The sequence below is a fragment of the Variovorax sp. CCNWLW235 genome, assembly GCF_037204085.1.
Lineage (GTDB): Bacteria > Pseudomonadota > Gammaproteobacteria > Burkholderiales > Burkholderiaceae_C > Variovorax.
In genome coordinates, this window is sequence record NZ_JBBCBW010000034.1 from 17543 (window position 1) to 34210 (window position 16668).

General features: G+C 64.8%; 17 protein-coding genes. 7 read left to right on the plus strand and 10 right to left on the minus strand.

Annotation, left to right across the window (positions count from 1 at the left end; genetic code table 11):
* Positions 1 to 14: 14 nt before the first annotated feature.
* The 7 genes from gspM to gspG all read right to left on the minus strand — a co-directional run bounded on the left by gspM (position 15) and on the right by gspG (position 4830).
* A complete protein-coding gene (gene gspM, locus V9L21_RS24990; RefSeq protein WP_337315486.1) occupies positions 15 to 545 on the minus strand; it encodes a type II secretion system protein GspM in 531 nt (176 codons plus the stop codon).
* Positions 542 to 1753: a type II secretion system protein GspL gene (gspL, locus tag V9L21_RS24995; RefSeq protein ID WP_337315487.1), complete on the minus strand. Its 1212-nt coding sequence runs from the start codon at positions 1751 to 1753 to the stop codon at positions 542 to 544. The genes gspM and gspL overlap by 4 nt, the downstream gene beginning before the upstream one ends.
* Before the next feature lie 136 nt (positions 1754 to 1889).
* On the minus strand, positions 1890 to 2891 hold the full coding sequence (gspK, locus tag V9L21_RS25000; RefSeq protein WP_337315488.1) for a type II secretion system minor pseudopilin GspK: 1002 nt from the start codon (positions 2889 to 2891) through the stop codon (positions 1890 to 1892).
* Entirely contained in the window at positions 2888 to 3577 is a 690-nt protein-coding gene (locus tag V9L21_RS25005) for a PulJ/GspJ family protein (protein WP_337315489.1), read from the minus strand. Before V9L21_RS25005 ends, gspK begins: the two co-directional genes overlap by 4 nt.
* On the minus strand, positions 3577 to 3951 hold the full coding sequence (gene gspI, locus V9L21_RS25010) for a type II secretion system minor pseudopilin GspI (protein ID WP_337315490.1): 375 nt from the start codon (positions 3949 to 3951) through the stop codon (positions 3577 to 3579). The genes V9L21_RS25005 and gspI overlap by 1 nt, the downstream gene beginning before the upstream one ends.
* A complete protein-coding gene (locus V9L21_RS25015) occupies positions 3948 to 4415 on the minus strand; it encodes a GspH/FimT family pseudopilin (protein WP_337315491.1) in 468 nt (155 codons plus the stop codon). The genes gspI and V9L21_RS25015 overlap by 4 nt, the downstream gene beginning before the upstream one ends.
* Positions 4390 to 4830 carry a type II secretion system major pseudopilin GspG gene (gene gspG / locus V9L21_RS25020; RefSeq protein ID WP_258504315.1) on the minus strand — a complete coding sequence of 147 codons (441 nt, stop codon included), beginning with the start codon at positions 4828 to 4830 and terminating at the stop codon, positions 4390 to 4392. The genes V9L21_RS25015 and gspG overlap by 26 nt, the downstream gene beginning before the upstream one ends.
* A 49-nt stretch (positions 4831 to 4879) precedes the next feature.
* On the opposite strand from gspG, the gene V9L21_RS25025 reads away from it, so the two are divergent.
* A complete protein-coding gene (locus tag V9L21_RS25025; protein WP_337315492.1) occupies positions 4880 to 5524 on the plus strand; it encodes a type II secretion system protein N in 645 nt (214 codons plus the stop codon).
* 12 nt (positions 5525 to 5536) lie between these two features.
* Here V9L21_RS25025 and ilvA read toward each other — a convergent pair whose 3' ends face one another.
* Positions 5537 to 7150: a threonine ammonia-lyase, biosynthetic gene (gene ilvA, locus V9L21_RS25030; protein WP_337315493.1), complete on the minus strand. Its 1614-nt coding sequence runs from the start codon at positions 7148 to 7150 to the stop codon at positions 5537 to 5539.
* A 49-nt stretch (positions 7151 to 7199) separates the two neighbouring features.
* On the opposite strand from ilvA, the gene V9L21_RS25035 reads away from it, so the two are divergent.
* Positions 7200 to 8330: a hypothetical protein gene (locus V9L21_RS25035; RefSeq protein ID WP_337315494.1), complete on the plus strand. Its 1131-nt coding sequence runs from the start codon at positions 7200 to 7202 to the stop codon at positions 8328 to 8330.
* A gap of 96 nt (positions 8331 to 8426) precedes the next feature.
* On the opposite strand, the gene V9L21_RS25040 is transcribed toward V9L21_RS25035, so the two are convergent.
* Positions 8427 to 9701 carry a porin gene (locus tag V9L21_RS25040; protein WP_337315509.1) on the minus strand — a complete coding sequence of 425 codons (1275 nt, stop codon included), beginning with the start codon at positions 9699 to 9701 and terminating at the stop codon, positions 8427 to 8429.
* A 280-nt stretch (positions 9702 to 9981) separates the two neighbouring features.
* On the opposite strand from V9L21_RS25040, the gene V9L21_RS25045 reads away from it, so the two are divergent.
* Positions 9982 to 10431, plus strand: a complete 450-nt coding sequence (locus tag V9L21_RS25045) for an OsmC family protein (protein WP_157612369.1) — start codon at positions 9982 to 9984, stop codon at positions 10429 to 10431.
* Between the two features lie 11 nt (positions 10432 to 10442).
* Here the strand turns inward: V9L21_RS25045 and coq7 are convergent, their stop codons facing one another.
* A complete protein-coding gene (gene coq7 / locus V9L21_RS25050; protein WP_337315495.1) occupies positions 10443 to 11072 on the minus strand; it encodes a 2-polyprenyl-3-methyl-6-methoxy-1,4-benzoquinone monooxygenase in 630 nt (209 codons plus the stop codon).
* A gap of 281 nt (positions 11073 to 11353) precedes the next feature.
* On the opposite strand from coq7, the gene V9L21_RS25055 reads away from it, so the two are divergent.
* The 4 genes from V9L21_RS25055 to V9L21_RS25070 all read left to right on the plus strand — a co-directional run bounded on the left by V9L21_RS25055 (position 11354) and on the right by V9L21_RS25070 (position 16603).
* Positions 11354 to 12547, plus strand: coding sequence for a porin (locus V9L21_RS25055; RefSeq protein ID WP_337315496.1), 1194 nt, complete (start codon positions 11354 to 11356; stop codon positions 12545 to 12547).
* Between the two features lie 190 nt (positions 12548 to 12737).
* A complete protein-coding gene (locus V9L21_RS25060) occupies positions 12738 to 13718 on the plus strand; it encodes an ABC transporter permease (RefSeq protein WP_337315497.1) in 981 nt (326 codons plus the stop codon).
* A gap of 1 nt (position 13719) precedes the next feature.
* On the plus strand, positions 13720 to 14985 hold the full coding sequence (locus tag V9L21_RS25065) for a M20 aminoacylase family protein (RefSeq protein WP_337315498.1): 1266 nt from the start codon (positions 13720 to 13722) through the stop codon (positions 14983 to 14985).
* A gap of 34 nt (positions 14986 to 15019) precedes the next feature.
* Entirely contained in the window at positions 15020 to 16603 is a 1584-nt protein-coding gene (locus V9L21_RS25070) for an ABC transporter substrate-binding protein (protein ID WP_337315499.1), read from the plus strand.
* The last annotated feature ends 65 nt before the right edge of the window (positions 16604 to 16668 follow it).

Here is a 16668-nt window from a genome sequence, read left to right on the forward strand (position 1 = left end):
GGCGGTGCTCGTGCTCAACGGGCCGCGGGCAGCGCCATCACGAGCGTGCCCTCCCAGCGCACCTTCGGGGGTTGCGGGTCTTTGCTGCCCGCCGCCGGCGGTGCCGCGGCGGCGCGGGTCAGATGGGCTTCGCGCGGCACGGCGTGGGCATTGCCGCGTGCCTGCGAGAGCCACTGGGCCAGGTCGTCCGGCGTGGCGCGCAGCGTGATGGTGGCGGCACCGTCGCCGCTGGCCGTGACGAGCTGGGCATTGGTGCCCAGGCTCTGCCGCACGGAGGTTTCGAGGGCACGCAGTGCGTCGTCGCGGTTCAGCCGGGGCTGGGCCTGCAGCGCCTTTGCGCGGTTCTGCAAGGTGGCCATCTGCTGCAATTGCGCGTCGAGCCGGGCGTGTTCGGCGGGTGCCGCGGCAAGGGTGCGCAAGGCGGGGGCGAGGGCAATCCACCACAGCAGTGCGAGCGCCACGAGCGTCACGGCAATGGCAACCATGCGCCGCTCGCGCAGCTCGAGCGCAGCCCAGCGGGCCCGGAGTTGTTCGGTGACGTTCATCGCGAAGCCTCGGCTTGCACCAGCAGCAGATCGCCTTCGGCGCGCACGCTGTAGCCGCGCGGGCCCATGGCACCGGAGAGCCGCGTGAGCTCGGAAGGCTGCAGGCCCAGGCCGCGCAAACGCAGCTGGCCGGCGCTGTAGTCGACGGCGGTGGGTACGCGGCCCGGCGGGAGATTGGCGGCGAGCGCGCCGATCATCGGTTCGAAGTCGCTGCCTGCAACGTCGCCCACGGCCTGCTGAAGCGCCGTGACCTCGCGGGCCATTTGCACGGGCGCATCGACCACCAGCTTCACGGAGGGAAAGGTCTCGGTCAGCATGGTCTTGACGGCCTGGCGCTTGGCGTCGAGGGCATTGCGTTCCTTCCAGGCCCAGGCGTTGAGGCCGACCAGTTGGGTGAGCAGCAGGGCGATGACGCCCCAGCGCGCGGCGCGCCATTCGGGCGCGAAGCGAAGCGTCTGGACCACCGATGCAAATTTCTTGCCGGCGCGCGCGCGGCCCGTGACGGCGAGGTCGAACTGCGCAAGCTCCCATGGCGAGCGCGTGGCCTGCAGCCACCGCTGTGGCGCCTGCACGATGGGCAACCGGCGCTCGAGCAGTTGCTCGGCGGCTTCGGCGACGGCGGGTTCGGCGGTGATGACCGCGGTGTCGAGCGGCAGGCTGCCGGAGAGCGCCAGTCCGGCACCCGCAAGCGGCAGCGAGACTACGCCGTCGGCGTCGCACACCGTGAGCTGCGGCGCCTCGGCTTCGCCGGTGATCTGCAAGAGCGGCGGACCGTCGGCCGGTTGCGGTGCGAATTCAGGAACGATGCGCACCACGCGCCGCCCCGCCGATTCGAGCCCCTGCACCACGCTGCGCAGCCAGATGCGGTTGCACGCGGCCACCCACACCGGCGCGCCGGCCTTGGCATCGGGTTCGAGCGCAAAGTGCAATGCCTCGGGTTCGTCGAGCAAATGCTCCTCGAGCAGGCCGTCGAGCACGGCGCGCAGCTTGGAAGTGCTGCCCATGCTGCCCTTGGGCAGGGTGACGCGGTGCCACGAGAGCGCTGCGGCTGGAATGCCGAGCGTGACGTCCGCGCTGGCCGGCAGCAGCGCGAGCAGCGCGCGGCCTTGGTTGCGCAAAGCGATGCCGTCGTCGCCTGCCTGGGCCCAGTCGTACTCGCCCGCGGCGTCCGCCGGAGGGAGGGGGGCAATGAGCAACAGCGGTGTCATTTCGATTTCGGAAGGGCGGGTGATTGTAGGGGCGCGGTTATTGCGCGCGCGCTACTTTATTTGTAGCGTGTGACGTAGATGCGACGGGCACTGGGCGATGCTTTTGGGGCAAGAAAACTGATGGAAGAAGCCGCACTCAGGGTTTAGCCGGAGGGGCTGTCATGCCGGCTCCGCGATTGCGCCAGATCGTCTTCACGGTGATGCCGTCGCGCTGCAGCAGCGAGCGCTCTTCCACCCAGGTGCGGTCGAGCCGCAGCCGGCCGTAGACCTCGAAGAACTGGGTGCTCACGCTGTGCTGGGCTGCGTTGAACGGCGCGCCGCCGTTCGGAAGGGTCGCGTTGGCATCGGCAATCTGCTTGAAGAACGAACGGGTGCGCTTCTCGACCAGTTGGCGCGCGTCGCTGATGGTCAGCGACGGCAAGCTGGCGCTGATGGCCTCGGCGCTTGCGGTGTTGATGTTGAGGGGGGTACGGATCGGCAGGACCGTCACGTAGGGCTCGAGGGCGGCCGCGGTCGAGGGCGAAAGGCCGAGCCACACCAGCTGCGACACCTCTTGCGGCATGAGCGGCGCGGCACCGGCATCGCCGCCGCCGGCCGGGTCGGTACTTGTTGCCAATGCGCGCACGAGCGAGCTCGTCATCACGCTGAGCTCCGAGGCCGGCAGGCCCAGAATGTTGAACAGCTTGGTGAAGGTGGCAACGCTCGCCGGCACGGGCTTGTTGCCATCGACCAGCGACAGCACGTTGAGCTTGGACTGCGCATCGACGATGCGGCCCGACAGAAACGCGTCGGGCAGGCCTTCGAGGTTGTCGCTGGCCACGTTTTTCTCGGCCGACAGAAAACTGGTGAGCCTCGCCTCCGCGAGCGGCACGGCCCACGGCTCGGCCAGGTGGTCGGGCCCGCCGGTGAGGGCGTCTTCGCGCAGGATGAGGCGCGACCAGTCGAGCGCGCCGATCAGCACCCATGCGGCCTGCACGCGCCCGCGTTCGGCGGCTTCGACCTCGGACGCACGCCATTGCTGCCAAAGCGCCGCTGCGGAGAAGGTTGCGACCAGCATCACGGTGAGCATTGCCGCAAGCAATGCGGCGCCGCGTTGGCGGCGCGAGCGGCGGCGGCTTGCGAGGAAGGGCACGGTCATGATCGCGGCGCTCCCACCGTGGGCTTGACCCAGTCGCGCGTGAGCGTGCCCGCCAGCCCTTCGCCGGGAGCGAGGCTCAGCACCAGGCGAATGCCGTCGGGCATGTTCACGATGGCGCCTGTCGGGTTGGACGGGTTCGCCGGATTGGGCGCGCCGGTCGGCAACTCGCCTGCGGGCGTCCAGGTGTTTTCGCGAAAGTAGTAGAGCTGCCAGCTGTCCACCGGCATCAGGGCGACGTCTCCGGCGCCGCCTTCTTGTGCCCAGGATGCGGCCATGTTCCAAGCCTGCTGCCATTCGCCGCGCGTGGTGAAGGGTGGCGACTGCCAGCGCCGCCAGCGGGTACCGTCGGCACCGGAGCGCAGCGTCCATGCCACCACGTGCATGGCGGGCGCCGCCGCATCGCTGCCGCGCCGGGTGAGCCGCAGCACGCGGCCGTTCCAGTCGATGGGGCGGGTTTGCGCGAGCGCGGTCACGGCGTCGAGATCGGCGCTCCATTGCGCGAGCGTGGTCTGCAGCGTCAGCACCGCGTCGGCGCGCTGCTGGTTCTGCGTGGTGGCGCGCGACATGCCGTCGAGCCCGCGCCAGCTCACGAGCGCGAGCAACGCCATCACGGCAATGGCCACGAGCAATTCGATCAGGGTGAAGCCCTGCTGGCTTTTTCTTTGCTGGCGTGCGGCGCGGCGCATCAGAAGCGGCCCACCACGGTGGAGATGCGCAGCACCGGTGCGTTGGTTTCATCGCGCACCTGCACGTCCACCCGTCGGAAATTCGGGTTCAGCGTGGCGATGGTGGATGTGGTCACGTTGAACGAGACGCCGGCCTGCACGCAGATCGAACCCGAATCGCCCACGGCCGGCATTTGCCGTGCGAGCCGCGCCTTGGCGAGCTCGTTTTCCGCGCACAGGTCGGCCAGCAAAAGATCAGACTGTCGCTGCGCATTGCGCGTGAGCGACATCGTGGCCTGCGAACCCGCTGCCAGCGCCAGCGCGACGATGCCGAGTGCAATCAGCACTTCGATCAGCGTGAATCCGCCGCATGCCGAACGCTGCCTGCTGCTCATGGAGTCGTGACGGTGAAGGGCCGCAAGCCGTCGGTTGCGATGCGCAGCGAGCGCGCGGGCGGGCCTTCGGAATACAGCACGATCTGTTGCGCGGCAATGATCGGGTCGGGGCCCAACTGCACGGCAGCAACGGGTGCGCCGCTGGCCAGAGCCGCCTGGGCGCTGATGCCGCTCGCGGCCCATCCGCTGGGCAGTGCATCGGGAGGCAGTCCGTCGAAGACGAAGCCGCCGCCTTCCACGAGGCGCCAACGCACCGCCACGCCGCTTGCGCGCGACTGGGCACGGGCCGATTCGAGCAGCGCGGCCAGCCGGTCGGCCTCGCGGTCGAGCGTGGCGGCGCTGCTGTCGCGCAGCGCAAAGCTCACGCCGGCAGTGGCCATCGCGATGATCGCGATCACCACGATCAACTCGAGCAGCGTGAAGCCGCGGGTGCGGTGGCTACTGCCAGCTGCCGATGTCGGCATTCTTGCCCTCGCCGCCGGCCTGGCCATCGGCGCCGAGCGAGAGCACGTCGATTTCGCCCTTGATACCCGGATTCATGTATTGGTACGGATGGCCCCACGGATCGTTCGGCAGCTTCTCGACGTAGGGCTTCCAGTTGGGCGCGGCCGGCCCGGCGGTCGGGCGTGTGAGCAGCGCCTGCAGGCCCTGTTCGGCGGTGGGGTAGCGCTGGTTGTCCAGGCGGTAGAGCTTGAGCGCCTGCATCAGGTTGTTGATGTCGGTCTTGGCGGCGGTCACCCGGGCGTCGTCGGCGCGCTCGATCACGTTCGGCACGATCAACGCGGCAAGCACGCCGATGATGACCAGCACCACCATCAATTCGATCAGCGTGAAGCCGCGCTGGGCGGTGCGGGCTGCGTCGCGAAGGATTTTTTTCATAGCTTGGATGACATGTTTCGGAAAGCGCGCTGCATGATAATCCGCGGCCATGACAAGTCCCTATTCCGCCGCCCGCTGGCACGCCCCCGTTGCAACCACCGGGCTCTGGGCGCTGGCGGCCGGCGCCGCGGTGTTCTGGGGACTGCGCCTCGCGAGCCCGGCCGAACCCGTGGCCGCGGCGGCAACAATGCCGCGAGCGGCGGTTTCGGCCGATGCGGATGCGGTCGCGCGGCTGCTGGGCGCGGTTTCCGCAACGGAAGCGGCCCCCACAGCGCCCGAAGCCGCCAGCCGCTTTGCGCTTTCTGGCGTGGTGGCGGACCCTTTCAACCAGGGCGCTGCGCTGATTTCCATCGACGGCAAGCCTCCGCGACCGTTCCGGGTCGGCTCGCGCGTTGGCGACAACTACGTGCTGCAGTCGGTGGGAGTGCGTGCGGCGACGCTCGGCACCAGCGCGCAGGGGCCGGCGGCATTCACGCTGCAGTTGCCGGTGCGGGCGCCGATCAGCGTCGGCAGTGCGGGTATGCCGACCATGCCGGCTGCACCCTCGCCGGCGGCCCGGCCTACGGGACTTTTCCCAGCCACCGTGCCCCCGGTGATGGCACCGCCGCCGGCCGATGCGGCTGCGCAGCAAGCTCAGCAACCGCAACAACCCCAGCAGATGCCGCCGCCGGCACCTGCGCAACTCGCGCAATAGACGAGCGCTCGGTCAGGCCTGCAGGAACAGGCGATACGCCGGGTTCGCGGTTTCCTCGACGTAGGGATAGCCCAGCGTTTCGAGGAAGGCGTCGAACGCGGCCGCATCGCCGGCCGGCACCTGCAGGCCCACCAGGATGCGGCCGTAGTCGGCCCCTTGGTTGCGGTAGTGGAAGAGGCTGATGTTCCAATTCGGCCGCATCAGGTTCAGGAACTTGAGCAACGCACCCGGGCGCTCGGGAAAGACGAAGCGCAGCAGGCGCTCGTCGTGCGCAAGGCCCGTACGGCCGCCCACCAGATGCCGCAGATGCTCCTTGGCGAGCTCGTCGTGCGTGAGGTCGAGCGCATCGAAGCCGTGGGCGTTGAACGTTTGCGCGATGGTGGTCGATTCGCCGCGCGTCGACGTGGTCAGGCCCACGAACACATGCGCCTTGGCCGCGTCGCTGATGCGGTAGTTGAACTCCGTCACGTTGCGCAGCGCCCCGCCGGTCGAGCCCGTTTCCTGCGATTCGCTGGCCGGCATCTCGCCGACCAGTTCGCAGAAGCGGCGGAAGCTGCCGCGCTCTTCGGGAATGGTTACCGCGAACAGTGCTTCGCGCTCTTCGCCGACCTCGGCGCGTTCAGCCACGAAACGCAGCCGGTCGAAGTTCATGTTGGCGCCGCACAAGATGGCCGCGTAGGTTTCGCCGTGGCGGCCGTGTCCGGCCACGTATTGCTTGATGGCGGCCACCGCGAGCGCACCTGCCGGCTCCACGATGCTGCGGGTATCGACGAAGACGTCCTTGATGGCCGCACACACCGCGTCGGTGTCGACCGCGATGTATTCATCGACCAGGTTGCTGGCAACGCGAAATGTCTCTTCGCCCACGAGCTTGACCGCGGTGCCGTCTGAAAACAGGCCGACATCGGGCAGGCTCACGCGCTGGCGCGCCGCCACCGATTGCATCATTGCGTCGGAGTCGTTCATCTGCACGCCGATCACCTTGATCTCCGGACGCACCGCCTTGATGTAGTTGGCCACGCCCGAGATGAGCCCGCCGCCGCCGATCGCGACGAAGACCGCATCGAGCCGCCCCTGGTGCTGCCGCAGGATCTCCATCGCAATGGTGCCCTGGCCCGCAATCACGTCCGGGTCGTCGAACGGATGCACGAAGGTCAGGCCCTGCTGCGCCTGCAGCTCGAGCGCATGCAGATAAGCATCGGAATAGCTGTCTCCATGCAGCACGACCTCGCCGCCGAAACCGCGCACCGCATCGATCTTGAGCCTGGGTGTCGTCACCGGCATGACCACCACCGCGCGCGTACCCAGCTTGCGTGCGCCCAGTGCCACGCCTTGCGCGTGATTGCCGGCCGATGCGCAGATGACCCCACTTGCCAGCTGCTCGGGCGTGAGATGCGCCATCTTGTTGTACGCGCCGCGCAGCTTGAAGCTGAAGACCGGCTGCTGGTCTTCGCGCTTGAGCAGCACCGTGTTGCCGAGCCGCTGGCTGAGCGCATTTGCTTTCTCAAGTGCGGATTCGACCGCCACGTCGTACACGCGGGCGTTCAGAATTTTTCTGAGATAGTCGGCAGGCGTCAGCGCCGGAACAGGGGCATCGCGCACGATTTTTTCCAAGGGAGTTTTCATTTGATAACTGACGATGATAAGAGGCATCGGGATTGCTTGTGGATATGACATGGACACAAATGTCATAAACCTCATTCAAAGAGCCCCAGCTGCGAACGATTCGGGATTTTTTGCGCGTGCTTATCCCGCGATTCATCCGTCCGCAAGTCAGTTAACAGATGAGCAAAAATTGTTATCAGTTTCTGTCAGCGACCTCTCTAAAGGGTTGATGCAGGCAGAGGCTGCGCGCGTACAGCGCGGTGAAATTGGCCGACCCACTTGGCAGGTGATGGGCAACAGATTGCGAGCTCACATCGTCCCGTTGCTGGGTGCAGTGCAGGCGCAGGCATTTGTCACGTCCGATGCGCAGCGCCTGATCGACCATCTGGGGGAGCAGGGCTTCACCAGCACGACGATTGCGCAGTACCTGGTGCTGCTGCGCAAGGTGATAACGCATGGCGTAAACATCGGCGTGCTTCACAGCGCGCCTGCGTTTCCGAAGGTCAAGGTGCGCAGTCAGCCGCGCGGCAGCTTCAGCGTTGCGGAGTACCGGGCCGTTGTAGCGGCTGCGCGTAAGTTGCGCGGGCAACCGCATCCGGTACTCGATCAGCTCAATGCCGGCGAGCGCTTCTGGATTGCACGCGAGTTGCTCGTCATGCCGGAGGAGCTTCCCTGGTTGATTCGCTGGATGGTGAACACCTTCGTTCGTCCGAGTGACATCAAGCTCATGAAGCACAAGCACATAGAGACCGTGCGCGGAAAGCACGTCTATTTGCGAATGAATTTGCCCGAAACCAAGCGGCACAGCCAGCCCATCGTGAGCTTGCGTCCGGCCGTGCGGGTTTATGAACGCCTGCTGGCTCATCGTCGCGGGCAAGGCTGTGGCGGCGTGGAAGACTACATCTTCATGCCGCAATTGAAGAATCGCGAGCACGCGCTCGCGGTGCTCAATTTTCTTTTTCATTGGGCGCTCGAAGTCACCGCGCTGGAGAAAGGTCCGCTCGGCCAATCGAGAACGCTCTATTGCCTGCGCCACACCGCGATCACATTGCGGCTGTTGTACGGGCAGGGCATCGACATGCTGACTTTGGCGCGCAATGCGCGCACGAGCGTGAACATGGTCGAGCGGTTCTACGCTTCGGTGCTGAACGGGGAGATGAATGTGGGGCTGCTGCAAAGCAGACGCGGCCGCGTGAGTTGAGCAATGACAACGCCAAAAAGCCGCCCGGCTTGCGCTGGGCGGCTTGACACTGAATCGACTCGAACTGGCGGGAGCCAGCATCGGATCAAACGGTGATCAGAAAGCGTGGCGAATGCCGAAGTCGTAGCCGGTCGAGTTCTTCGGGGTGAAGACGCTGTTGCTGATGTAAGGCTGGTTACCCACCGACAGCGAGGCGCCGTTCTTGTTGCTCACGCGAGCCACCGTTGCGTACAGGGCCGTGCGCTTCGAAAGGTTGTGCACGTAGCCAAGAGCCAGCTTGTTGGCCTTCGGATTGTTGCGTTGGTCGTTGAAGAACAAGTCGTTGTTGCTGCTGCCCGTCTTGTACTTCACGGCCGAGTAGGACGCGCGAATCAAGCCAGCGCCGACGGGAACCGTCACACCCAGCAACCAGCCGTTGAGCTTGGTCGACGGTACGGAGCCCGGATCGACGATGAAGTTGCCGTCGATGTCGGTCTTCAGCTTGGCTTGCGACAGTTCACCGAATAGCTTGGCGGGACCGAAGTCGTACGAAGCGCCGAGGTTGAGCGTGTTGACCTTGTTGGTCACGCCGGCGTAGAAGTTGTCGCCAACGGTGCTTTGACCATAGGCCAATGCAACGTCCAACGGGCCGTTGGCATAACCAAAGCGGCCACCGATGTAGCGTCCGGCACGCGAATTGTTCAGCACCGGATTGGCTGCATTGAGCACGCCGGGAGGGGTCGCGTTGCCTGGGCTGTACTTGGTCTGCTCATGGAGCGCGTACATAGCCTGGCCGTAGAAGCCGCCCAGGTTCGGCGGCAGGAAGTAGCCGATCGAATTGCTGGCACGATCGTAGTTCATGTTGCCGCCGAAGCCGCCGGTGCCTGAGGCGCCATTGGTGGCCGCATTGAAACCGTTGGCTGTATTGATCAAGTTGCCGCCGACGCCGTTGGTGCCGAACGGATCGAACACGGTGTCGTTCCAGAAGGTCGGGGTGTAGTCACGGCCAAGACGAACTTCCCCGAAACCGCCCGACAGGCTCACGGTCGAACGGCGCTTGAACGAGGCCGCGCCTGTTGCGCCGTCGTCGTTTGTGATTGGGGCTTCGAGCCAGAAGCTGGCAGCCAGTCCGCCGCCAAGGTCTTCGGTGCCACGGAATCCGAGGCGGCTCGAGTTGTAGCCCGAGCTGCCGAGAACGGTCCTGCTGGTTTTGACGCTGCCTTGGTTAACGTAGTCCGGGTTGTAGATGGGAAAGCCGAAAGCGTTGTACGAGACCCCGTTGTACATGTCACGCGAGGTGGACGAGTAGCCGCTGATCGACGCGTCGACCACACCGAACAGCGTGACGGACGACTGAGCCGAGGCAACACCGGCAACAGCCAGGGCAGCCAGAGCAACTGCCCTTTCTGCGTCAAAACTAGAGTGGGGTGTTGCCGCGGCGCGCGAAGCAACGGGAGCCGCAAAGAAAAAAGCCCCGAGCTTTGCAGCTCGGGGCTAAATCCACCAATTGGAAGGGTGGAGGAGACAACCGGCGCGCACGGCTTCGTGCGCGATGAAATAAAGTATATCGGTTGTTTGCTGCGTTGCAACAAGCGAGTGACGCTTTTCCCACACACAAATTGATGTCTCAGCGAACTTTTTTTCACTGGGCGTCCTGATTGGATCTGACAAGATGGAATGCACAGTAAGTTGGACCGGCGATGCCGGCACCCGCTCGGCCATGGGATTCGTGGCCGAGACAGGCAGCGGCCATGTATTGACGATGGATGGGGCGCCGGATGCGGCAAAGCCCGAAAACGGCGGCCAGAACCTGGCCCCCAGGCCCATGGAGACGGTACTCGCGGGCACGGGCGGCTGCACGGCCTATGACGTGGTGCTGATTCTGAAGCGGGGCCGCCATCGGGTGGAGCGCTGCAGCGTCAAGCTGACCAGCGAACGGGCGGAAAAGGACCCCAAGGTCTTCACCAAGATCCACATGCATTTCACGGTGGCGGGCAAGGGCATTCCCGCCGCTGCCGTGGAACGCGCCATCGCCATGAGCCACGACACCTACTGCTCGGCGAGCATCATGCTTGCGAAGACGGCCGAGATCACCACCAGTTTCGATCTGATCGAAACCTGAGGCAGCAGACCTCAGATTCGGTGCGCCACCGTGGTCATGACGCGGGAGGCGAGCCGCATCAGAGCTTTGGCCGACGCCGGTAGCTCCGAAGCGCCGGCGTCAATGGCCTGAGCGGCGTGGCGAGCTTCATCGACCTTCATCTGTTCGACCACGGCCCGTGAGGCGCTGTCGGCGGGCGGAAGGCGCCCCAGATGGCTCTCCAGATGGGCTTCCACCTGGCGTTCGGTTTCTGCGACGAACCCCAGGCTCAGCGGGTCCCCCAGGCGTCCGGCCAGTAATCCCAAGCCGAATGCGCCCGCATACCAGAGCGGGTTCAGAACCGAAGGCCGGGCACCAAGCTCTTCAAGGCGCTGCTGCGTCCACGCCAGATGATCTGTTTCTTCATGGGAGGCTTCGAGCAATCGGGTGCGGAGGACGGGATCGCGTGCCACTGCGGCTTGCGCGGTGTAAAGCGCTTGTGCGCAAACTTCTCCGACGTGGTTCACCCGCATCAGCGCGCCGGCCTCGCGGCGTTCCGAGTCAGTCAGTTCACCGGGGGCTTGAGCGGGATGGGGCATGGCCCTGGTTGCATGAGGCCGGGCAAAAAGAGTACGTAAGGCCGCATCCGCTGCGGCCAGGGCGGGATCGAGCGAAAAGGTCATGCGGCTATTTGAACCGAAGCAAAAAGAGGGCGGGCGGAACCTTGTTTCATTTCACATTGTGGTTCGGGAGGGCGCTCAAGGCCTTTGTTGCACGACTGCAACGAAACGCGGGGGGCACCTGAGTTTTCGGGCGAATTGTTTTGCCCTGCCGCAGCGGCTCTGGTGCAATAGCATCAACTTCCCAAAAGGAGGTTGGCCCGGGGTCCGGTGGGAGCACAAAGTGCCAGTCACGGTGAGCCCTTCGCACCGGAGCCCTATGTTTAACCTTGGAGAAACTTGCAATGAAAAAATCTCTAGTTGCTCTGGCTGCCCTGGCTGTTGCCGGTGTTGCCTCGGCTCAGTCGTCCGTCACGCTGTTCGGTGTGGTCGACGCTTCGATCAGCAGCTACTCGTCTACCTCGCGTGACCTGAACGGTGCCACGATCCTGGACCCGTTCTACCTGAACCAAGGCAGCGTCAAGGTCAGCCAACGCGGCCTGACCAACTCGGGCTACAACTCCAGCCGTCTGGGCTTCCGTGGTACGGAAGACCTCGGTGGTGGCCTGGCAGCCAGCTTCTGGCTCGAAGCCCCGATCACCAATGACGACGGCGCAACCGGTGTTTCGACGTTCGCTCGTCGTTCGACCGTGAGCCTGTCGGGTGGTTTCGGTGAAGTCCGCCTCGGCCGTGACTACACCCCGACCTTCTGGAACCACACCGTGTTCGATCCGTTCGGCACCAACGGCGTTGGCACCAACCTGGTTCACACGGCTGCTGCTGACTTCGGTCACCCCACCCGCGCCAGCAACACCATCGGCTACTTCCTGCCGCCGAACCTGGGTGGTTTCTACGGTCAACTGCAGTACGGCTTCCACGAGAAGGTCAAGTACAGCCCTGGCCTGGCTACGCCTGATGTCGCGAACAACTCGCGCACCGGCCGTTACGTCGGCGGTCGCTTCGGCTACGCCAATGGCCCGCTGGACGTTGCAATTGCTTATGGCAGCGCAACCGTTGGCGACGAGTTCTACGTCGGCACGACCACCAAGGTCAACACGCTGAACCTCGGCGCTTCGTATGACTTCGGTCCCGTGAAGCTGTTCGGTGAAGTGTCGCGCCTGAAGAACAAGGTTGACTACGAAGTCACCCCCCTGTTCACCGGCGGCCGTGCTGATGAAGACCTGACCGGCTACCTGCTCGGCGTGACCGTGCCGGTTGGCGCTGGCCTGATCCGCGCTTCCTATTCGCGCGTCAAGTACGACAATAACGCATTCCAGAGCCCGTTCCTGCCGGCAGTGGCAGATCCGAAGGCCAGCAAGCTGGCGCTCGGCTACGTGCACAACCTGTCGAAGCGCACGGCTCTGTACGCAACGATCGCTCGCGTGAGCAACAAGAACGGTGCAGACCTGACCGTTGGCGGCCCGGCTTTCATCAGCAACACTGTCTTCACCCCGAAGAACTCGACCGGCTACGACTTCGGTATCCGTCACGCTTTCTAATTTGAGGCTGGCTTAGGCCAGCTTTGAATCGAAAGACAAAAGCCACTCGACGAAAGTCGAGTGGCTTTTTTTATTGGGATTTTGCTGGTCGCTGGCCCAGGTAAACGCACCATCGGCGTGCACCCCCGGGGAATCACCGTGCGGGCACGCACCTTGCACTGCTAGCATGCCTGCTCACTCTGTTTGCTGAATGATTGCCTTCGTCTTGCGCCGCCTGATCCAGGCCGTGATCGTCATGATCGCGGTTGCGTTCATTGCCTTTCTTCTCTTTCAATATGTGGGCGACCCCGTCGTCTTTCTGCTGGGCCAGGATGCAAAGCCCGAGCAGATTCGCGAGCTGCGCGCCGCATTGGGGCTCGACCAACCCTTCTTCGTGCAGTTCTGGCACTTTCTCGTCAATGCCGCGCAAGGCGAGTTCGGCTTAAGCCTTCGCCAGGGCGCGAAAGTGTCGCGCCTCATCGGCGAGCGCTTTCCCGCCACGCTCGAGTTGGCGCTTGTTGCCGCCGTGCTGGCGTTGTTCATCGGCATTCCGATGGGCGTGTACACGGCGCTGCGCCGCGGCACTTTCCTGAGCCAGGTCTTCATGACCGTGTCGCTGCTCGGCGTGTCGCTGCCTACCTTCCTGATCGGGATCTTGCTGATCCTCGTCTTCGCCGTCACGCTGGGGTGGTTTCCGAGCTTTGGGCGCGGTGAAACCGTGCAGTTCGGCTGGTGGAGCACCGGCCTCCTGCGCGCCGACGGCTGGCACCACATCGTCCTGCCCGCGGTAACGCTCGCCATCTTCCAACTCACGCTGATCATGCGGCTGGTCCGCGCCGAGATGCTCGAGGTCTTGCGCACGGACTACATCAAGTTTGCGCGGGCCCGCGGGCTGACGAACCGCGCCATTCACTTCGGCCATGCGCTCAAGAACACGCTGGTGCCGGTCATGACGATCACCGGCCTGCAACTTGGCGGCCTGATTGCCTTCGCCATCATCACCGAGTCGGTGTTCCAGTGGCCCGGTATGGGGTTGCTGTTCATCCAGGCCGTCACCTTTGCCGACGTTCCGGTGATGGCGGCATACCTGTGTCTCATTGCGCTGATCTTCGTGGCGATCAACCTGGTGGTCGACCTGCTGTATTTCGTGGTCGATCCGCGGCTGCGCGTTGGCAAGGCGGGAGGACATTGAGATGACGGCTGTCGCAGCACCGCGACTGCAAGCTTCCGGAAGGGCGTTTGCGCATATCGCGAGCTTCTATCCGGAGATCACGGCCTTTCGCCGCGACCTGCATGCGCACCCTGAGCTCGGCTTCGAAGAGGTCTACACGGCCGGCCGCGTGCGCGAGGCGCTGCGTGCCTGTGGGGTGGACGAGATCCACGAGGGCATCGGCAAGACCGGCGTGGTGGGCGTCATCCGCGGCAAGTCCACGGCCAGCAGGCGAATGATCGGCCTGCGCGCCGACATGGATGCGCTTCCCATGCGCGAAGACAACGACTTCGGCTGGCGCTCCGCCAACGACGGCCTGATGCACGGCTGCGGGCATGACGGGCACACGGCCATGCTGGTCGGCGCGGCGCGCTACCTGGCCGAAACCCGCAACTTCGACGGCACCGCGGTGCTGATCTTCCAGCCCGGCGAAGAAGGTTTTGCCGGTGCGCGAGTGATGATCGAAGACGGCCTGTTCGACCGCTTTCCGGTGCAGTCGGTCTATGCCATGCACAACTGGCCCGGCATGCCGGCCGGCACCGTGGGCATCAACCGCGGCGCCATGATGGCCGCGGCCGACCGCATCACCATCGAGATCAAGGGCAAGGGCGGGCACGGCGCGCATGCCTACCAGACCATCGACCCCGTGGTGGTTGCCGCGCACATCATCACGGCCGCGCAAACCATCGTCTCGCGCAACGTGCGTCCCATCGATGCGGCGGTCGTCAGCATCTGCGCCGTGCAGGCGGGCGACCTGGGTGCGATGAGCGTCATTCCTGGCGAAGCCACGCTCGTCGGCACCGTGCGCACCTTCAGCGCGCGTGTGCAGGCGCAGGTCGAGCAGCGGCTGACCGAACTCTGCACGGCAGTGGCTGCGGGCTTTGGCGCCACGGCCACCATCAAGTACGAGCGCATCTACCCGGCCACCATCAACACGGCACCCGAGGCAATGTTCGCCGCCGACGTGGCCGAGTCGCTGGTGGGCGCTTCCAATGTCGACCGCAGCATGGAGCCCAGCATGGGCGCCGAAGACTTCTCCTTCATGCTGCAGAAAAAGGCGGGCGCCTACCTGCGCATTGGCCAGGACGTGAAGAACGGCGCCTTCCTGCACAACAGCCGCTACGACTTCAATGACGAGATCCTGCCGCTCGGCGCCGCATTGCATGCGGGGCTGATCGAGCAGGGCATGCCGCTGGCTGCTATCCGCAGCGAGCAGCCCGTGAAAGACGCCGCTACCGCGACGCCTTGATGTATTTCCGATTCCAACCCGAGGAGTGTTCCCAATGAGTTTCAAGAAGAAAGTGGCCGCGGCCACCGTTCTGTGCGCCCTGGGCGCCATCAGCCTGGTCGCGAGCGCGCAGACCATCCGCATCGCCAATCAGGGCGACGCGCTGTCGCTCGACCCGCACTCGCTCAACGAGTCGCTGCAGTTGAGTGTGACCGCCAACGTCTATGAAACCCTGGTGGGCCGCAACAAGGACCTGAGCCTGGCGCCGCTCCTCGCTACCAGCTGGAAGCAGACCTCGCCGAACATCTGGCGCTTCGAGCTGCGCAAGGGCGTGGTGTTCCACGACGGCACGCCGTTCAGCGCCGACGACGTCGTGTTCAGCTTTGCGCGTGCGCAAGGCGACGGTTCCGACCTTCGCGCCACGCTGAGCGACATCAAGGCTGTGCGCAAGGTCGGCGATCTCGCCGTCGAAATCGAAACCAACGGCCCGTTCCCCATCTTGCCCGACGTGATCTCGCTCACCATGATCATGAGCAAGAAGTGGTGCGAGGAAAACCAGGCTACCAAGCCCGTCGACCGCCGCAAGGGCATCGAGAACACCGCCTCGTTCAAGGCCAACGGCACCGGCCCGTTCCGCGTGCGCGAGCGCCAGCCGAACGTGCGCACCGTGTTCTCGCGCAACGGCACCTACTGGGGCAAGATCGACGGCAACGCGCAAGAGATCGTCTTCACCCCCATCGCCAACCCGGCCACGCGCGTGGCCGCACTGGTCTCGGGCGAAGTCGACGTGATGGAGCCGGTGCCCGTGCAAGACATCGCGCGCATCAATGCGGCGCCCACCGCCCGCGTCATCACCGGCCCCGAGCTGCGCACCATCTTCCTGGGCATGGACCAGAAGCGCGACGAGCTGCTGTACTCCAACATCAAGGGCAAGAATCCGTTCAAGGACAAGCGCGTGCGGCAGGCCGTCTACCAGGCCATCGACATCGCCGGCATCCAGCGCACCGTGATGCGCGGCGCCTCGCGGCCCACCGGCCTCCTGGTCGGCCCCGGAATCAACGGCTGGACTGCCGAACTCGACAAGCGCCTGCCCTTCGATGTCGAAGCTGCCAAGAAGCTCATGACTGAAGCCGGCTACCCGAACGGCTTTGAAGTGACGATGAACTGCCCGAACGACCGCTACGTGAACGACGGCCAGATCTGCCAGAGCGTGGCCGCCAACCTCGCGAAGATCAACGTCAAGATCAACCTGGCTGCCGAGACCAAGGGCACCTACTTCCCCAAGATCCTGCGCCGCGACACCAGCTTCTACATGCTGGGCTGGACCCCGACCACCTACGACTCGCACAACGCGCTGAGCTCGCTCACCGCCTGTCCGGACGACAAGGGAACGGGCCAGTTCAACCTGGGTGCGTATTGCAATCCCAAGCTCGACGAGCTGACGAAGAAGATCCAGTCCGAAAGCGACAAGACCAAGCGCAACGAGCTGATCAAGGAAGCCTTCAAGATCCATGCGGACGACATCGGCACCCTGCCGCTGCACCAGCAGTCGCTGGCGTGGGGCGTGAGCAAGAAGGTCGAGCTGGTGCAACTGGCCGACAACTTCATGTACTTCAAGTGGATGAGCATCAAGCCGTGATTCCACTGGCCGCCCGCAGGGTGGCCTGACCATGGGCCCGCTTCTTGCGGGCCCATTCCTTTTGC